Genomic DNA, 14,536 nt, shown 5'->3' with positions numbered 1-14,536 from the left:
TTGTCAGGCTCCGTTGACGAGATCGCCGACCGCTTGGCGAAGCGCTGCGATCCCGCTGTTGAAATGACGTGTCGGATGGATCCGGTTGGTGAGCAAGGTCCACGCTCTGCTTTTGTCGAAGTCGACCCAAAGCCCGGTGCCGGTGAAGCCGGTATGCCCGATGGTTTCGGGGCTGCACAGCCGGCCGCCGGACCAGCCTTCGTAGGGTCGCTCCCAGCCATGGGTGCGGGTTGCCGACAAGGGCGTGCGCATCAGCGCTATCGAGCGCTGCGACGCGCCGGTCCCGTCCAGCAGCCCTCGCGCAAAGTCGAGGACCGAAGCTGCCGTTCCGAACAGCCCGGCGTGACCGGCCCCTTGCAATGCCGAGCAATTGTCGTCGTGGACCTCGCCTGACAGCACGCGATGGCGCCATGTGCAATCTTCTGTGGCCGCCGCTTGACCCGGTTCGGCGGAGAACGCGAAGCCCGGACCGGGATCCATGTCGCGAATGGTCTTGCCGGACAGGCGCTCCAGGACGAAGCCGAGCAGAATGAAGTTGATATCGGAATAGACCGGCTCCCCGACCTGCCACTCGCGCTGCAAGACAAAGGCGCGCAACAGCTCGGGGTCACGCCCATAGGTGTAGATCGGCGCGACGGCGGGAAACGGTGTCTGATGGCCGAGGCACTGGCGAAACGTCACCGTCCGCTCCCAGGCCTTTTCGTCATATTGGCGAAGATCGGTCAGGACCGAAATCAGCGGCGCGTCGAGGTCGATGACCCCCTCTTCCGCCAGCGCCAAAATGCGCGGTGTGGTGAAGATGATTTTTGTCAGGGATGCCAGATCGAACCATGTCCCGACATGCATCGGCCTTATCTTCGGCACGACTTGGGCTGAGCCGATTGCCCGGACGATGCGTTCGCCGTCCCGGTCGACCATGCCGAGCACGCCGCCCGGAATGCGCGCCGCAGCCACTGCCGCTTCGAGAGGGGCGAATGCGCGGGAGAAGAGATCGGGATCGATCAATTGCGGCGTCCGTCTGAAAGGCAGCGAGGGAGCTGTCCGTCTGCCTCTGCATGCTTTCGGGCGACAATCATCACACTTCCACCCGTACTCTATGATCCGGCCCGAACTGCTGCCATTTTGCCGGGCCCGGCTCAAATCCCAGCGGACGCACGAGCGAGGGAACCTGGCGCGTGTCCAACTCGAAACGTTCATGCCGCCGGTCTATGGTGGGAACGGCCGCGATAAGCTGTTTGGTATAGGAGTGCTTCGGCTCCGAGAGCACCAATCTGGCATCGCCGATCTCGACGATCTGGCCGGCATAGATGACCGCGATGCGATGGGCGATCCGCTTGACCACAGCCATGTCATGCGAGATGAACAGATAGGCCAGCCCGAATTCACTCTGCAGCTCGATCAAAAGCTCCAGCACTCTGGCCTGCACCGATACGTCGAGCGCCGAAACCGCTTCGTCGAGGACGACAACGGAGGGATTGAGCATCAGCGCACGGGCAATGCACAGCCGTTGGCGTTGGCCGCCGGAGAATTCGTGCGGATAACGCTGCAGGCTGTTTTCCGGCAGGCCGACGCGGTTCAGCAGCGCGGCCATTTTCGCTCGCGTCTCAGCAGTTATCCGCCCGCCCGTGGCGATCACCGGTTCCGCAAGAATGCTTTCGATGGCGAGCCTGGGATTAAGCGAGCCATAGGGATTCTGGAACACCATCTGCACGGGAAGGGCGCTCTGCCCGGCGGCGGCCTTGCGCGTGCTGGCCAAGATTGTGCCGCGCGTCGAGCGCACCAGCCCCAGAATCGCACGGGCGGCGGTGGATTTTCCGGAACCGCTCTCGCCGACGACGGCCAATGTTTCGCCCGGCATCAAGTCGAAATCCACACCGTCCACCGCATGCACGGCACCGCTGGCGCGGCTGAAAAAGCCACCCTTGACGGGAAATCGCACCACGAGGCCATCGACCTTCAGCGCCGGCTCGGTAGCTTTTTGCTTTTCGCGTTGCATGTCTTTGCGTGTCGCACTGCCGCCGGCGAAATGCGGCACCGCATGAAGCAGATGCCGCGTATAGGGATGCTGCGGATCGTCCAATATCTGGTTCAGCGCGCCTTGCTCGACAGCTTCTCCGCTTTGCATCACCATCACCTTGTCGGCGATACCTGCAACCAAGCCGATATCGTGGGTGATGAAGATCATCGACATCCCGGTTTCCTGCTTCAACTCGGCGAGCAACGCCATGATCTGCGCCTGCACCGTAACATCCAGCGCCGTCGTTGGCTCGTCGGCAATGAGCAGGCGCGGGTTGCAGGCGAGCGCCATGGCGATCATCACCCGCTGCAGCATGCCGCCCGAAAGCTGGTTGGGCGTGTATTTCAGCCGCCGTGCTGCGTCGGGAATGCGCACACGGTCGAGCGCGTCCTTGGCCGCCGCCGTCGCTTGCCGGCCGGTCAGGCCGCGATGCAGGCGAAACGACTCCTCGATCTGCCTGCCGATGGTCAGCACCGGATTGAGCGAGGTCATCGGCTCCTGGAAGATCATGCCGATTTCGCCGCCGCGGATCTTCGTCAGCTGCGGCTCGGCCGCGGCGGTCAGGTCGAACATGCTGCCGTCGGCCCGCTTCAGCTTGATCGAGCCCGCGGTGATGCGGCCGCCGCCATAATCGACAAGGCGATTGATCGAGAGCGCCGTCACCGATTTGCCCGAGCCGCTTTCGCCGACGATGGCCAGCGTTTCGCCGTCAGCGAGATCGAAGCTGACGCCGCGCACGACCTCATTGGCTGACGGCTTTCGGCCGAAGCCGACGCGCAAACCGCTGACGGACAGCAGCGGGATCATGCGATCGATCTCCGCGTCTTCGGGTCGAGCACATCGCGCAACGCATCGCCGAGCAGGTTGAAACCGAGGATGCTGATCATGATCGCCACCCCCGGGAAGATCATCAACCAGGGAGCTGTCTCCATCAGGTTGCGGCTGTCGCTCAGCATCAGGCCGAGCGACGCGGCGGGCGGCTGCGTGCCGAGCCCGAGGAAGCTCAAGCCGGCTTCGGTGAGCAGTGCCCAGGCCAGCGCCAGCGTCACCTGAACGGTCAACGGCGCGACCAGATTGAGCAGCAGATGCCGTGTCACGATGTAGCTCGAGCTGCTGCCGAACGTGCGGGCCGCGTCGACGAACTCACGCGCCTTGAGCGACAGAGCCGGGCCGCGCACCACGCGCGTGAAGATCGGCGTGTAGACGATGGCAATGGCGACGACACTGGTCCAGGTTCCCGGTCCCGCAACCGCGACGATCAGCAGCGCCAGCAGGATCGCCGGGAATGCCAGCAGCACATCCATGATGCGCATCACCAGGCCGTCCCAGCGGCGCCCGAACCAGGCTGCCGCCAGCCCGAGCACGGTGCCGGCCAGTGTCGCGAAGGCGACCGAAAAGAAGGCCACGAGGAAGGACTGGCCGATCCCGGTCATCAGCCGGCTTGCGACATCGCGGCCGAACAGGTCCGTGCCCATCCAGTAAGTGCTGTCAGGCGCATGCAGCCGCTCGACCCGGTGCTGCGTCAGCGGATTGTCCGGCGTCAGCCCCAGCATGCCAAGTACGGCAAGCAGCAGATAAAGCGCAACGATGGCACCGCCGATGCGGCCGCTGGTGTGCGCAAGTATGGCCCGCCATGTCGCCATCAGTGCTCGCTTAGCCGAATACGCGGGTCGAGCGCGACATAGGCGAGGTCGACGAGGAGATTGACGATCATGAAGTTGAAGGCGATGAACAGCACGCTTCCCTGCACCAGCGCATAGTCGCGCTGCAGGATGGCGTCCAGCACCATGCGGCCGAGACCGGGCAGCGCATAGATCTGCTCGACGATGACTGCCCCGCCCAGGAGATAGCCGAACTCTATGCCGCTCAGCGTCACGACCGGGATGAGCGCATTGGGCAAAGCATGCCGCCAGATGACGCCGCGCGCCGAGACGCCCTTGCTGCGCGCGGTCCTGACGTAATCGTCGCTCAGCACGTCGAGCATCGCCGAACGCGATATACGGGTGACCGACGCCGCGAAGGCGAAACCGAGCGTGACGGCCGGCAGCAACAGCTGGCTGAGATTGCGCAGCGGATCCCGCCACAGCGGCGAAAACTCGCCCATCGCCGGCAAAACGCCAAACCCCGCCGACAGCGTGTAGATGATCAGCAGTGCAAGGACGAAGTTCGGCGTCGATTGTCCGATCATTGCGACAACGCGCACGCCGAGATCGGAAAGCTTCTCATTGTGGGTGGCGGCAAAGATCCCGGCCGGCATGCCGACGACAAGGGCGATGATCATCGACAGCAGCGCAAGCTCCAGCGTCAGCGGGAAGCGTTCGAGGATGACGCCGAGCACCGGCCTGCCATAGGTGGACGAAATGCCGAGATTGCCTTGGAAAAGACCAAGCAGCCAGCGCCAGTACTGGATGAACCAGGGCTGGTCGATGCCGAAATAGGCCGCAAGCGCGTCGCGCTGAGGAGGCGTCAGCAGGCCGGCTTCGGTTCCCAGCATTGCCGTGATCGAATCGCCCGGAACCATCCGGATCGCCAGGAACACCACGATGGACACGCCAAGCAGGACGAGAGGGAAGGTCGCCAGTCGCCGCATCAGATAGTTCACGCGAATAATATCCTCTCGTCCGGCATCGAAGCAGCTACTGGATCGTCACCTTGGCGAGGCTGAACAGCGAACCTGTCGGCACCGGTTCGAATCCTGCGATATTCTTCTGCTGGGCCGTGTAGCTGTAGGACGTGTAGAGCCAGATCCAGGGCGACATCTCAGTGATGTGCTTCTCGAAGTCGGCGAAGATCGCTTTGCGCGCCGCCGGGTCGGTCTCGGTGCGGCCCTTCTGCATAAGGCTGTCCAGCGTATCGTCGATATAGTTCGCCACCTTCTGCAGATTGCCGGTCTTGGTCCAGTAGCGGTTGTACATAGTGTAGGGATCGGCCCTGCCGCCGTTCAGCGCGACGGCCATGTCGAAATCGCCCTTCAGCCAGGCATCGACATAGACGTTGAGCTCCATCATCTTGATATCGAGCTTGACGCCGATTTCGGCGAGTTGCGACTGGATCACCTGGGCTTCCGCCGCTGCTGTCGGCGGCTCGCCGGTGGCGCCGATCACGGTCGCCGAAAAGCCGTCGGCATAGCCGGCCTCGGCCATCAACTGCTTGGCCTTGTCAATGTCGCGCTTATAGCAGAACAACTGGTTCGGATCGGTCGCCAGCGCCGGGATGGTCAGCGGGCCGGTGACCTTGCCTTCGCCGAGCGAGGCGGTGTCCAGCACTTCCTGCCGGTCGATGGCGCAGGAGATCGCCTGACGCACCTTGAGTTCGGTCATCGGCTTGCGGGACGGATTGAGCTGCAGCACGTGATAGGCAAGCACCGGCACGCGGTTCAACTGCAGGCTGGCCTCCTTGGGCACCAGCGTGGCGACAAGCGGATCGTTGAGCAGGGCAAAATCGATCTGCTTGGTGCGCATCGCCGCCAGGATCGCCGTCTCGTCCGGCAGCACGCTGATCTCGATGCCGTCGACACCGGTCGCGCCGCCCGCCCAATCCTTGTTGGCGACAAGCACTTCCTTGGAATTCGGATCCCACTTTTCGAGCTTGAACGGACCCGAGCCGACCGTCGTCGTGCCGATCGAGCCGGCCTTGATTTCGCTTGCCGGGACGATCGCGGCATTGACGTCGCTCATCGCCGTCAGGATCGGCACATCCGGCTGCGAGAGATGGAACACAACGGTGGCTGGATCGGGTGTGTCGATGCTGGCGATCGAAAGAAAGTTGGCGCGGGCGGCCGCACCGGTCTTCTCGTCGAGTATGCGCTCGAAGGATGCCTTGACGTCGGCCGAGGTCACGGCGGCGCCGTTCTGGAATTTTGCTTTCGGATTGAGCCTGAAGCTCAGCTCCTTGCCGTCCGCCGAGAACTGCCAGGAGTCGGCAATCGCGGGCGTGATCTGCAGATTGGCGTCGAGCCGTACCAGCGGTTCATAGATCAGCTCCAGCAACCGCAGCGAGGAGAATGCCGTCTGCTTGTGCGGATCAAGACCGGTGGCGTCCTGCGACCAGGCCATGTGCAGCGTCGCCGCACTCGCCTGCACCGGTGCCGCGGCAATGGCCAGCATTGCCGCAAGCGTCATCCCGGAAAGCAGTTTCTTGCCAATGTGCCGTACCATTGTCGTCTCCCATTATTGTTAAACCTGATGCCTGCAGTTCCCCGGACCGCTTCAAAGGGACACACGCCCCGGAACATCGGCCCAGCATCCATGCGGTCTTACACCGTCTTTTCGCCTATCGCCTTGCGCAGGAAACCTCCCGCATTGGCAAGCGCCTTACGTGCTTCTTCGACGCCCATGCCGGTGATCGTCACCAGGATTGCCAGTTTTACGTCATTGCCGGTCTGGTCGAGTGCCTGTCGTGCCTGCTGCGCCGCGCAGCCGGTCGTCTGCATCACGATCCTGACCGCCCTGGCGATCAGCTTCTTGTTGCTTGGATTGAGGTCAACCATCAGGTTCTGATAGCTCTTGCCGATGCGGATCATGCTGGCGGTCGACAGCATGTTGAGCACCAGCTTTTGCGCGGTTCCCGATTTCAGTCGGGTCGAGCCGGTGAGGACCTCCGGTCCAACCACCGGAGAGATGGCAATATCGGCAATTCCGGCAATGGTCGATCGCGGATTGCAGGACAGCGCCACGGTGGTGGCTCCCACCTGCTTGGCATAGGTCAAGCCGCTGATGACATAGGGTGTGCGTCCGCTGACAGCGATGCCGACCACCACGTCGCCGGCGGTCAGCTTGATGTCCTGCAGCGCCTTTATTCCCTGCTTCGGATCGTCCTCCGCGCCTTCCGCGGAGTGCACCAGCGCGTCGACGCCGCCGGCGATCAGGCCCATCACCATGTCCTCGGGCACGCCGAAGGTCGGCGGACATTCCGAGGCGTCGAGGACGCCAAGCCGGCCGCTCGTGCCCGCGCCCATATAGACAAGGCGTGCACCTTTCTGGAACGCGCTCACGATCCGGTCCACGGCCGCAGCAATGTCGGGAATGACCTTCTCGACGGCTGCCGCAACGCCTTTGTCCTCGTCATTGATCTTGCGCAGCACCTCGAGGGTCGGCAACAGATCGATGTCTATCGTCTTCGGATTCCGGTCCTCGGAAACCAATCGCTCCAGCTCCGACATCAACCCGTGTTCGACCACTTGCTTGCTTTCAATCTGCTGTGAGCAGGAATGTGATGCGGTGCCAGCCGACGTCCAGTGCCCGCAGCCGGCGACCGGCAACTTGCTTCTGCTTGGTTAACTTTTTAGAATTCGATATTCCTCGTGTCAACGGATTCTAGGAATATAATATTCCTTCAGGCAGGAGCACTATCGCTGACACAGGGATTTCCTAGCCAGGATTATGGCTCCCGAAACCGCATCGCCATCGGCCGGCTTCAGACGTCGGCGGACGTCGGGAGCGAGCCATGGCTCTAGCGGGCTGGACAGACCGCCGAGCAGCGTAACCCGCGGCGCGCCCTTTTCGAACAGCACCCGCACGAACGTGTCGACCTGCTCGGCAGCACCTTGCACGATGCGCCGTCCGGCCGGATCGCCCTGGTCGGCGTGGCGGATCACCATCGGCGCCAAGGCGGCATAGTCGGTCGCGCTGGCGCGGTCCATCCAGGCCACCGCCTCGAACGGATCGTCCCTGAAGCGCTGCATCACCTCGGTCAGCAGCGCCGTCCGCTCATGCCGGCCGTCATGGGCACGCAAGGTAAGCTGCACTGCCTTTAGTCCGAGATCGGCGCCGCTGCCCTCGTCGGAAATCGGAAAACCGTAGCCGCCGACGCGCAGGTCGCGCCCTTCGACAAAGCCGAGCCCGATCGAACCGGTCCCGGCTATGACGATGGCGCCGTCTTGACCCGAATGAGCGCCAAGGCAAGCCGCGACTCCGTCGCTGACGAAGTCGATGCTCGCAAAGCGATGTTCGATGCCACGAAACGCCTCGAGCGCACCCTTGCGGCCGATGCCGGCAAGACCGATGCCGGCGCGGATCCTGGCGATTTCCACCGCCGCGAACCCTGCCTCTTCGATCGCCGCGCCAAAGGCTTTGGCAATCGAGGCCCAGGCCGCCTCTATACCGAGCCGCGTTGTCGCCGGGCCCGACAGGCCTTGCCCGAGCACAGTTCCTGCCTCGTCTTCGATACGCGCCCGGCAGCCGGTTCCGCCGCCATCGACGCCCAGGAAATAATCCGGAGACACCGCGCCGGCACTCATCCACTTATCCGCTCGATCTGGGCGCCACACAGGCGGAGCTTGCGGTCCAGCTGCTCATAGCCACGGTCGAGGTGGTACACCCGGTTGATCGTTGTCTCGCCTTCGGACACCAGGGCCGCCAGCACCAGCGAGACGGAGGCGCGCAGGTCGGTCGCCATCACTTGCGCGCCCTTCAGCTTCTCGCCTCCGCGCACCAGCGCCATGGTGCCTTGCAGCTTGATATTGGCGCCGAGCCGCATCAGTTCGGGCACATGCATGAAACGGTTCTCGAAGATCGTCTCGCGCAACAGCGAAGCGCCCTCGGCACAGCACATTAACGCCATGAACTGCGCCTGAAGATCGGTCGGAAAGCCCGGATAGGGCTCCGTCGTCACGTCGACCGCCTCGAGTGGCCCGTCTCTCGACACGATCAGCCCGCGGTCGCCCGGCCATATTTTCACACCGGCTGCTTCGAGCAGCTGGACGACGGATGCCATGTGCTCGAGCCGCGCGTGGGTCAGCTCGAGCTGACCGCCGGTGATAGCCGCTGCGACGGCATAGGTGCCGGCCTCTATCCGGTCCGGGATGATGTCGTGCGTGGCGGCGCGCCAGTCTGTGCTGCCCGCGATCAGGATGCGGTGCGTGCCGGCGCCCTCGATCCGCGCGCCCATGGCGTTCAGGCAGGCGGCAAGATCGGCCACCTCCGGCTCGCGGGCCGCGTTGAGGATCTCGGTCTCGCCGTGTGCAGTCGTCGCCGCCATCATCGCAGTTTCGGTCGCGCCGACCGACGGCGAGCTCAAAACGATGGGCGCGCCTTTCAGTCCGCCCGGCGCAGACGCGACGATCAGCCCGTTTTCGATGGCAATGTCGGCGCCAAGTGCCGCAAGCGCGGCGACATGCATGTCGACCGGCCGTGCGCCGATCGCGCATCCGCCAGGCAGCGAGACCCGGGCATGGCCGAAGCGGGCAAGCAGCGGACCGAGAACCAGCACCGTCGCGCGCATGCGCCTGACTGTGTCGTAGCTTGTCTCCCTAGAGACGGCAGCACTGGCATCGATTGTGGCGGCATGCGCCGATCTGGTGACTTCAGCCCCATGAAGCCCGACGACGCCAAGCATGTTGTCGACATCGGTCACCTCAGGCAGGTTGGTCAGCTGCAGCGGGTGGGGGCTGAGCAAAGCTGCCGCTATTTGCGGCAAGGCCGCGTTCTTGGCGCCGGAGATCGTCACCGCGCCCTCAAGCCTGTGCCCGCCGACGATCCGCAATCTATCCATGGCTCTGCCCTAATCCAAGGTGTCGGCGAGTCTACGCGCTTGCAGGCGATCTTTCCTGTCCGAATTCCCGTGCATGTCCGAATCGTTGGTGTGGGCGAAAGGCTAGGCCGAAACCGCACGGATCGAGATTTGATAGATCATTCTTGGCTGTCAATCAGGAACGGAATAATTTATTCCTTGGCTTGGCATTGTCGATGACTGGCAACAGGGGAACGCATGTCCGTCCTGAAGAAGATCGAGGCCAAGCTCGAGATCATGGCGCCCGGCGATCGCGAGATCGGGCGGTACATCGTCGACAATCCCGACCAGATGCTGCGCCTGTCGACGGCGGCGCTCGCCGCCGAAATCCGCCGCAGTCAGTCGAGCGTCGTCAAGTTCAGCCAGAAGCTCGGCTATGCAAGCTATCAGGAGCTCAAGCTCGCCGTCAGCGAGGCCAAGTCGCAGGAATGGCACGTGCCGGCCGGCATGATCCACGGTTCGATCGAGGTCGGCGACAGCTATCTGGTCATCTTGCGCAAGCTGATCGGCAGCAAGCTCTTGTCGATGCAACAGACCGTCGCAGCCAACACCGAGCAGGAAATCGGCAAAGCCCTCGAAGCGTTGAACGGGGCGCGCCGCATTCATCTGGCCGGCGTCGGCGCATCCTCGCTCGTGGCGCGCGATTTCTCCTACAAGCTGATGAAGCTCGGCCGCAACGTGCTGCACGACAGCGACAGCCATGTGCAAATGGCCAATGTCTCGACGCTTGGACGAGGCGACGTGCTGTTCGCGCTCTCCTATTCCGGGGCGAGCATCGAAACCCTGCGGATAGCCGAACTGGCTCGCAAACGTGGCACCACCGTGATCGCCGTCACTGGACTTCGCGACAATCCGCTGAGCCGCGTTGCCGACATTCGCCTCCACACGATCGCCGATGAAGAGCGCGCGCGCTCTTCGTCGATAACCGCGCGCGACGCACAACTGACGCTCACCGACCTGCTGTTCATCCTGCTCGTGCAGAAGCAGCCTGACGCCAACGAATACGTCCACAACAGCGAACTGGCCGTCTCGGTACTGAAGGCTTAGTCGTTGGACGCATCTCACCCGCTCTCCTTGAGCCGCGCGTCTATTAGCGGCCCAGAAGGTTGCGCTCGACTGTCTTGAGATGGGCGAGCATCGCCTGGTTGGCGCTTTCCGGGTCGCGGCGCAGCAATGCGTCCAATATTGTCTGATGCTCGTCGCAATAAACGCGCCTGCGCTCCTCCGAGAATGAGCGCTTTTTCATTTCGAACCACGGCGATTGGTTGCGAATCGTGCGCATGAGATTGTGAATCTCTTTCAGGAAGTCATTGCGGCAGCAGGCGAAGACGCAGTGATGGAACTCGGCGTCCCAATGCTCGAAGTCCGGCATGTCCTCGGCAGCGCATGCGGTCTGATGCGCTTCGCGAACCGCGTTTAGTTCCGCCATGCTGGCATTTGTGGCGGCGAAGGCCGCCGCCGCTGGCTCCAGCAACTGCCTGATCTCCATCATGTCGGCGGGGCTGGTGCCTTCCATCCGCGTGACCGTCGCCGCGATGGAATCGGGATTGGTCGCAGTCAGAAAAGTGCCGCGCCCGACATGCCGGACAACCGTTCCGTCCTCCTCCAGGAAGCCGACGGCACGACGCACCGTATTGCGCGCCACGCCGAACTCGGCCGCAAGGTCGCGCTCGGGCGGCATCCGCCCGTCCTGAAGCCACTCGCCGGCCGAAATCCGTTTTTTCAGCACAGTGGCGATGTCGTTGGCGACGAGCTTGGGCATTTGTTGAGAGCTTTTAATCTGATCCAATGTTGAACCAATACTATCAGCCGGCGCCCTGCCGGTCCAGTACCTGATGAGGTCAAGGCCCGATTTACCGCGACAAGTGACGAAAACCCTCTTGCAGCCTAAACCAATCGGCGATAGCGTGTAACGAAAGAGCTTATATTGGCTCATAAAAGGTTCAGGGAGGAACGAATGAAGGTCGCGACGTTTTCGATTGCAGGCGAACGTCGCGTCGGCGTTGTCGATGTCGACAATCAGTCGGTCGCCCCCTTCGATATCCCTGTTGACCAGGCGCTGTCTGGCGTGCTGGCGCTGTTGCGGCGCAACGGCGCCGGGATGCCGCGCACGCTGTCGCCGGTTCCGCTGGCGCAGGTCGAGCTCGAGGCGCCGATACCTTTGCCTGCCCGCAACATCTTTTGCGTCGGCAAGAATTATTATGAACACGCCCACGAGTTTGCCCGCAGCGGCTTCGATTCGAGCGCCGGTGCCGGCGCCATTCCGCAACATCCGATCATTTTCTCGAAGGTCCCCGAATCGGTCGTTGCAACACATTCGAACGTGCTGATCGACCCTTCCATATCGATTGCGATCGATTATGAGGCGGAACTGGCGGTCATTATCGGCAAGGGCGGACGCGGCATTTCGAAAGCCGAGGCTTACGATCACGTCTGGGGTTATACGATTGTCAACGACGTCACTGCCCGCGACCTGCAGGGAAAATATAGCCAATGGCTAATCGGTAAGTCGCAGGATACGTTTTGCCCGATGGGGCCATGGGCGATCACCAAGGATGAGCTCGACCTGGAAAACGCTTCGGTACGTTGTTTCGTCAATGACGACCTCCGCCAGAATTCCAAAATATCGCTGCTCATCTTCGATATTCCGACGATCATATCGACGCTTTCGCAAGGCATCACCTTGAAGCCGGGCGACATCATCGCCACCGGCACGCCGGTCGGTGTCGGCATCGGCTTTGATCCGCCGAAATATCTCAAAGCCGGCGACATTGTGCGGGTCGAGATCGACGGCATCGGGACGCTGGAGAACCGGATCGTGGAGCGGGTGCAATGACGACTGTCACCGTCGGTCCGATTGTCGCGGAAGTCGCCGGCGAGGGCGAGCCGGTGGTGATGATCCACGGTCTCGGCGGAACCTCGAACATGTTCCAGCCGCAGCTGGAGGCGCTCTCGGCCTACCGTGTCATCCGCCTCGACCTGCCTGGATCCGGCCGCTCGCCGCGGCCGCTCGATCCATTGACGATCGAGGTCATGAGCGACGCCGTCATCCGCGCCATGGCGGGCATGGGCGTCACCCGGGCGCATTTCGTCGGCCACTCCATGGGCACGATCGTCTGTCAGTTGGTCGCAGCGATGCAGCCGTCGCTGGTCAGGTCGCTGGTTTTGTTCGGTGCTCTCGCCGAGCCAGCCGAGGCGACGCGGCAAGGCCTTGCCAACCGGGCGCGATTGGCGCGATCGGGCGGTATCGCCGACATCGCCGACCAGATCGTTGCCAATGCACTGTCGGCCCATACCAGGGAGACCTCGCCGGCCGCCGTCGCCTTCGTGCGCGAATCCATCACCAGGCAGGACCCGGAAGCCTATGCCCGCACCTGCGAAGCCCTGGCCAAGGCCACGGCTGTGGATACGCGCCGGATTTCAGCGCCGACCCTTTTGGTTACCGGCGACGCCGATACGATCAATCCGATGAGCGTCGGCCAGGCGCTTGCCGACAGGATAAAGGGAGCGATATTCTTGTCCCTCGATCGGTGCGGACATTGGGCCACGGTGGAGTGCCCCCGCGAAAGCAGCCAAAGGCTCGCCGATTTTTTGAGACGCGTTGATAGGTGAGGATCGGAATTCGGGCGTAAAAACAGTGCGCCCGACAGTTTGGGAGGTTTTCTGATGGCAGACGACGGCTGGAACGGAAACGGTTCGGGCAGCACGCTCTTTACCAATGTGCGCGTGCTCGATGCGACCGGCGAATACCCCTACACCGGCGAAGTGCTGGTTCAGGGCAACCGTATCAAGCAGATCACCAAGGGCTCGTCGCGTTTCGGCTCGCCGGCTGTGTCGTCCTCCTACAGCGGCTTGTCAGGCGGTGTCACAACGATCGACGGCATGGGCGCGACGCTGATGCCGGGCATGATCGACGCGCATCTGCATCTCTCCTGGAACAACGCGCCCGGCATCGACCCGATCCAGATGATGGAGGTGGAAGAGCACATGCTGGTCACCATGGAGATGGCCAAGCTGGTACTCGACGCCGGCTTCACTGCCGGCCGCGGCGCCGCAGCCGCCAAGCCGCGGCTCGACGTGGTGTGCAAGAAATTCATCAATCAGGGGCGTTTTCCCGGGCCGCGTTACCTCGCCGCCGGTCCCGAGATCACGACGGTCGGCGGCCTCGGCGATTCCGCGCCTTCGCACATTCCGCATGAAGGCCTCAATCTCGGCATCGTTGTCTCCGGTCCCGAGGAAATCCGCCGCACGGTGCGCCAGCTGATCAAATACGGTGTCGATTCCATCAAGCTCAATCTGTCCGGCGAAAGCATCACCGGCATGGGCGCCGAAGAAACGCCGATGTCGGAGGAAGAGGTCGCCATGGCCGCCTCCGAGGCGCGCTGCCGCAACAAGGTGCTGTCGGCGCATGCGCGCTCATCCGGCTCGGTCAAGCAATGTGTCCGCCACGGCATCCAGAACATCTACCACGCTTCGTTTGCCGACGAGGAAGCGCTCGACATGCTCGAGGCGGCCAAGGACAAGCATTTCGTGGCCCCCGGCATCGCCTGGCTGATCAACACCGCGCGCCATGCCGAGCAATGGGGCATCAAGCCCGGCTCGCCGCTCTCGCTCGAATATGAGCGCGAGCTCGAAATGTGCATCGAGACGATGAAAAAGATGCATCGACGCGGCATCCGCGTCTGCATCGGCGGCGACTACGGCTTTGCCTGGACGCCGCAAGGCACCAACGCCAAGGACATCCAGACCTTCGTTGAGATGCTTGGCTTCTCGCCGATGGAGGCAATCCAGGCCGGGACCAAATATGGCGGACAGATCATGGGGATGGCCGACGAGCTCGGCATGATCAAGGAAGGTTATCTCGCCGATCTGCTGTTGATCGACGGCGACCCGATATCGGACGTGCGCATCCTGCAGGACAAGAACCGCATCCTCGCCATCATGAAGGACGGCAAGTTCCACAAGGCGCCGCGCTTGAATGAGCAGCGCCGCCGGCTGACCGCATGAGCA

Annotated in this window: 13 protein-coding genes; 4 read left to right on the top strand and 9 right to left on the bottom strand. The window is 62.8% G+C overall.

Annotated features, from left to right (window positions below; genetic code table 11):
* Positions 1-3: 3 nt before the first annotated feature.
* From NKH29_RS21520 to murA, 8 genes are all read right to left on the bottom strand, one after another.
* Positions 4-1,005, bottom strand: coding sequence for a serine hydrolase domain-containing protein (locus NKH29_RS21520; protein ID WP_352482740.1), 1,002 nt, complete (start codon positions 1,003-1,005; stop codon positions 4-6).
* 70 nt (positions 1,006-1,075) lie between these two features.
* Positions 1,076-2,824, bottom strand: coding sequence for an ABC transporter ATP-binding protein (locus tag NKH29_RS21515; protein ID WP_352789780.1), 1,749 nt, complete (start codon positions 2,822-2,824; stop codon positions 1,076-1,078).
* Positions 2,821-3,660 (bottom strand): ABC transporter permease, encoded by an 840-nt coding sequence (locus tag NKH29_RS21510; RefSeq protein WP_352789783.1) that lies wholly within the window; start codon positions 3,658-3,660, stop codon positions 2,821-2,823. The genes NKH29_RS21515 and NKH29_RS21510 overlap by 4 nt, the downstream gene beginning before the upstream one ends.
* Positions 3,660-4,619, bottom strand: coding sequence for an ABC transporter permease (locus NKH29_RS21505; protein ID WP_352789786.1), 960 nt, complete (start codon positions 4,617-4,619; stop codon positions 3,660-3,662). Before NKH29_RS21505 ends, NKH29_RS21510 begins: the two co-directional genes overlap by 1 nt.
* Before the next feature lie 34 nt (positions 4,620-4,653).
* Positions 4,654-6,174, bottom strand: coding sequence for an ABC transporter substrate-binding protein (locus tag NKH29_RS21500; RefSeq protein WP_352789788.1), 1,521 nt, complete (start codon positions 6,172-6,174; stop codon positions 4,654-4,656).
* A gap of 98 nt (positions 6,175-6,272) precedes the next feature.
* A complete protein-coding gene (gene murQ, locus NKH29_RS21495) occupies positions 6,273-7,178 on the bottom strand; it encodes an N-acetylmuramic acid 6-phosphate etherase (RefSeq protein WP_502907172.1) in 906 nt (301 codons plus the stop codon).
* A gap of 186 nt (positions 7,179-7,364) precedes the next feature.
* Positions 7,365-8,255, bottom strand: a complete 891-nt coding sequence (locus NKH29_RS21490; RefSeq protein ID WP_353000539.1) for a glucosamine kinase nucleotide-binding domain-containing protein — start codon at positions 8,253-8,255, stop codon at positions 7,365-7,367.
* On the bottom strand, positions 8,252-9,508 hold the full coding sequence (gene murA / locus NKH29_RS21485) for a UDP-N-acetylglucosamine 1-carboxyvinyltransferase (protein ID WP_353000538.1): 1,257 nt from the start codon (positions 9,506-9,508) through the stop codon (positions 8,252-8,254). Before murA ends, NKH29_RS21490 begins: the two co-directional genes overlap by 4 nt.
* Positions 9,509-9,724: 216 nt before the next feature.
* Between murA and NKH29_RS21480 the strand changes: the two genes are divergently transcribed.
* Positions 9,725-10,573: a MurR/RpiR family transcriptional regulator gene (locus NKH29_RS21480; protein ID WP_352791015.1), complete on the top strand. Its 849-nt coding sequence runs from the start codon at positions 9,725-9,727 to the stop codon at positions 10,571-10,573.
* A gap of 43 nt (positions 10,574-10,616) precedes the next feature.
* Here NKH29_RS21480 and NKH29_RS21475 read toward each other — a convergent pair whose 3' ends face one another.
* Positions 10,617-11,462 (bottom strand): FadR/GntR family transcriptional regulator, encoded by an 846-nt coding sequence (locus NKH29_RS21475; RefSeq protein ID WP_245278491.1) that lies wholly within the window; start codon positions 11,460-11,462, stop codon positions 10,617-10,619.
* A 21-nt stretch (positions 11,463-11,483) separates the two neighbouring features.
* Between NKH29_RS21475 and NKH29_RS21470 the strand changes: the two genes are divergently transcribed.
* Genes NKH29_RS21470 through NKH29_RS21460 form a run of 3 tightly spaced genes read left to right on the top strand, consistent with a single transcriptional unit; the run spans position 11,484 to position 14,533 of the window.
* Positions 11,484-12,362: a fumarylacetoacetate hydrolase family protein gene (locus tag NKH29_RS21470; RefSeq protein ID WP_023716702.1), complete on the top strand. Its 879-nt coding sequence runs from the start codon at positions 11,484-11,486 to the stop codon at positions 12,360-12,362.
* Positions 12,359-13,138 (top strand): alpha/beta fold hydrolase, encoded by a 780-nt coding sequence (locus NKH29_RS21465; RefSeq protein WP_023716703.1) that lies wholly within the window; start codon positions 12,359-12,361, stop codon positions 13,136-13,138. Before NKH29_RS21470 ends, NKH29_RS21465 begins: the two co-directional genes overlap by 4 nt.
* A gap of 54 nt (positions 13,139-13,192) precedes the next feature.
* A complete protein-coding gene (locus NKH29_RS21460) occupies positions 13,193-14,533 on the top strand; it encodes a metal-dependent hydrolase family protein (RefSeq protein WP_023716704.1) in 1,341 nt (446 codons plus the stop codon).
* The last annotated feature ends 3 nt before the right edge of the window (positions 14,534-14,536 follow it).

Origin of the sequence: Mesorhizobium sp. M1295, from assembly GCF_040318135.1 — a bacterium.
GTDB lineage: Bacteria > Pseudomonadota > Alphaproteobacteria > Rhizobiales > Rhizobiaceae > Mesorhizobium.
This window is presented reverse-complemented; position numbering and strand designations above follow the sequence as displayed.

What these genes read in the sequence shown, in the direction of transcription:
- NKH29_RS21465 (WP_023716703.1), top strand. Translation starts at nt 12,359, where the DNA reads ATGACGACTGTCACCGTCGGTCCGATTGTCGCGGAAGTCGCCGGCGAG.
- NKH29_RS21470 (WP_023716702.1), top strand. Translation starts at nt 11,484, where the DNA reads ATGAAGGTCGCGACGTTTTCGATTGCAGGCGAACGTCGCGTCGGCGTT.
- NKH29_RS21510 (WP_352789783.1), bottom strand. Translation starts at nt 3,660, where the DNA reads ATGGCGACATGGCGGGCCATACTTGCGCACACCAGCGGCCGCATCGGC.
- murA (WP_353000538.1), bottom strand. Translation starts at nt 9,508, where the DNA reads ATGGATAGATTGCGGATCGTCGGCGGGCACAGGCTTGAGGGCGCGGTG.
- NKH29_RS21515 (WP_352789780.1), bottom strand. Translation starts at nt 2,824, where the DNA reads ATGATCCCGCTGCTGTCCGTCAGCGGTTTGCGCGTCGGCTTCGGCCGA.
- NKH29_RS21480 (WP_352791015.1), top strand. Translation starts at nt 9,725, where the DNA reads ATGTCCGTCCTGAAGAAGATCGAGGCCAAGCTCGAGATCATGGCGCCC.
- NKH29_RS21475 (WP_245278491.1), bottom strand. Translation starts at nt 11,462, where the DNA reads ATGAGCCAATATAAGCTCTTTCGTTACACGCTATCGCCGATTGGTTTA.
- murQ (WP_502907172.1), bottom strand. Translation starts at nt 7,178, where the DNA reads ATGTCGGAGCTGGAGCGATTGGTTTCCGAGGACCGGAATCCGAAGACG.
- NKH29_RS21460 (WP_023716704.1), top strand. Translation starts at nt 13,193, where the DNA reads ATGGCAGACGACGGCTGGAACGGAAACGGTTCGGGCAGCACGCTCTTT.
- NKH29_RS21490 (WP_353000539.1), bottom strand. Translation starts at nt 8,255, where the DNA reads ATGAGTGCCGGCGCGGTGTCTCCGGATTATTTCCTGGGCGTCGATGGC.
- NKH29_RS21500 (WP_352789788.1), bottom strand. Translation starts at nt 6,174, where the DNA reads ATGGTACGGCACATTGGCAAGAAACTGCTTTCCGGGATGACGCTTGCG.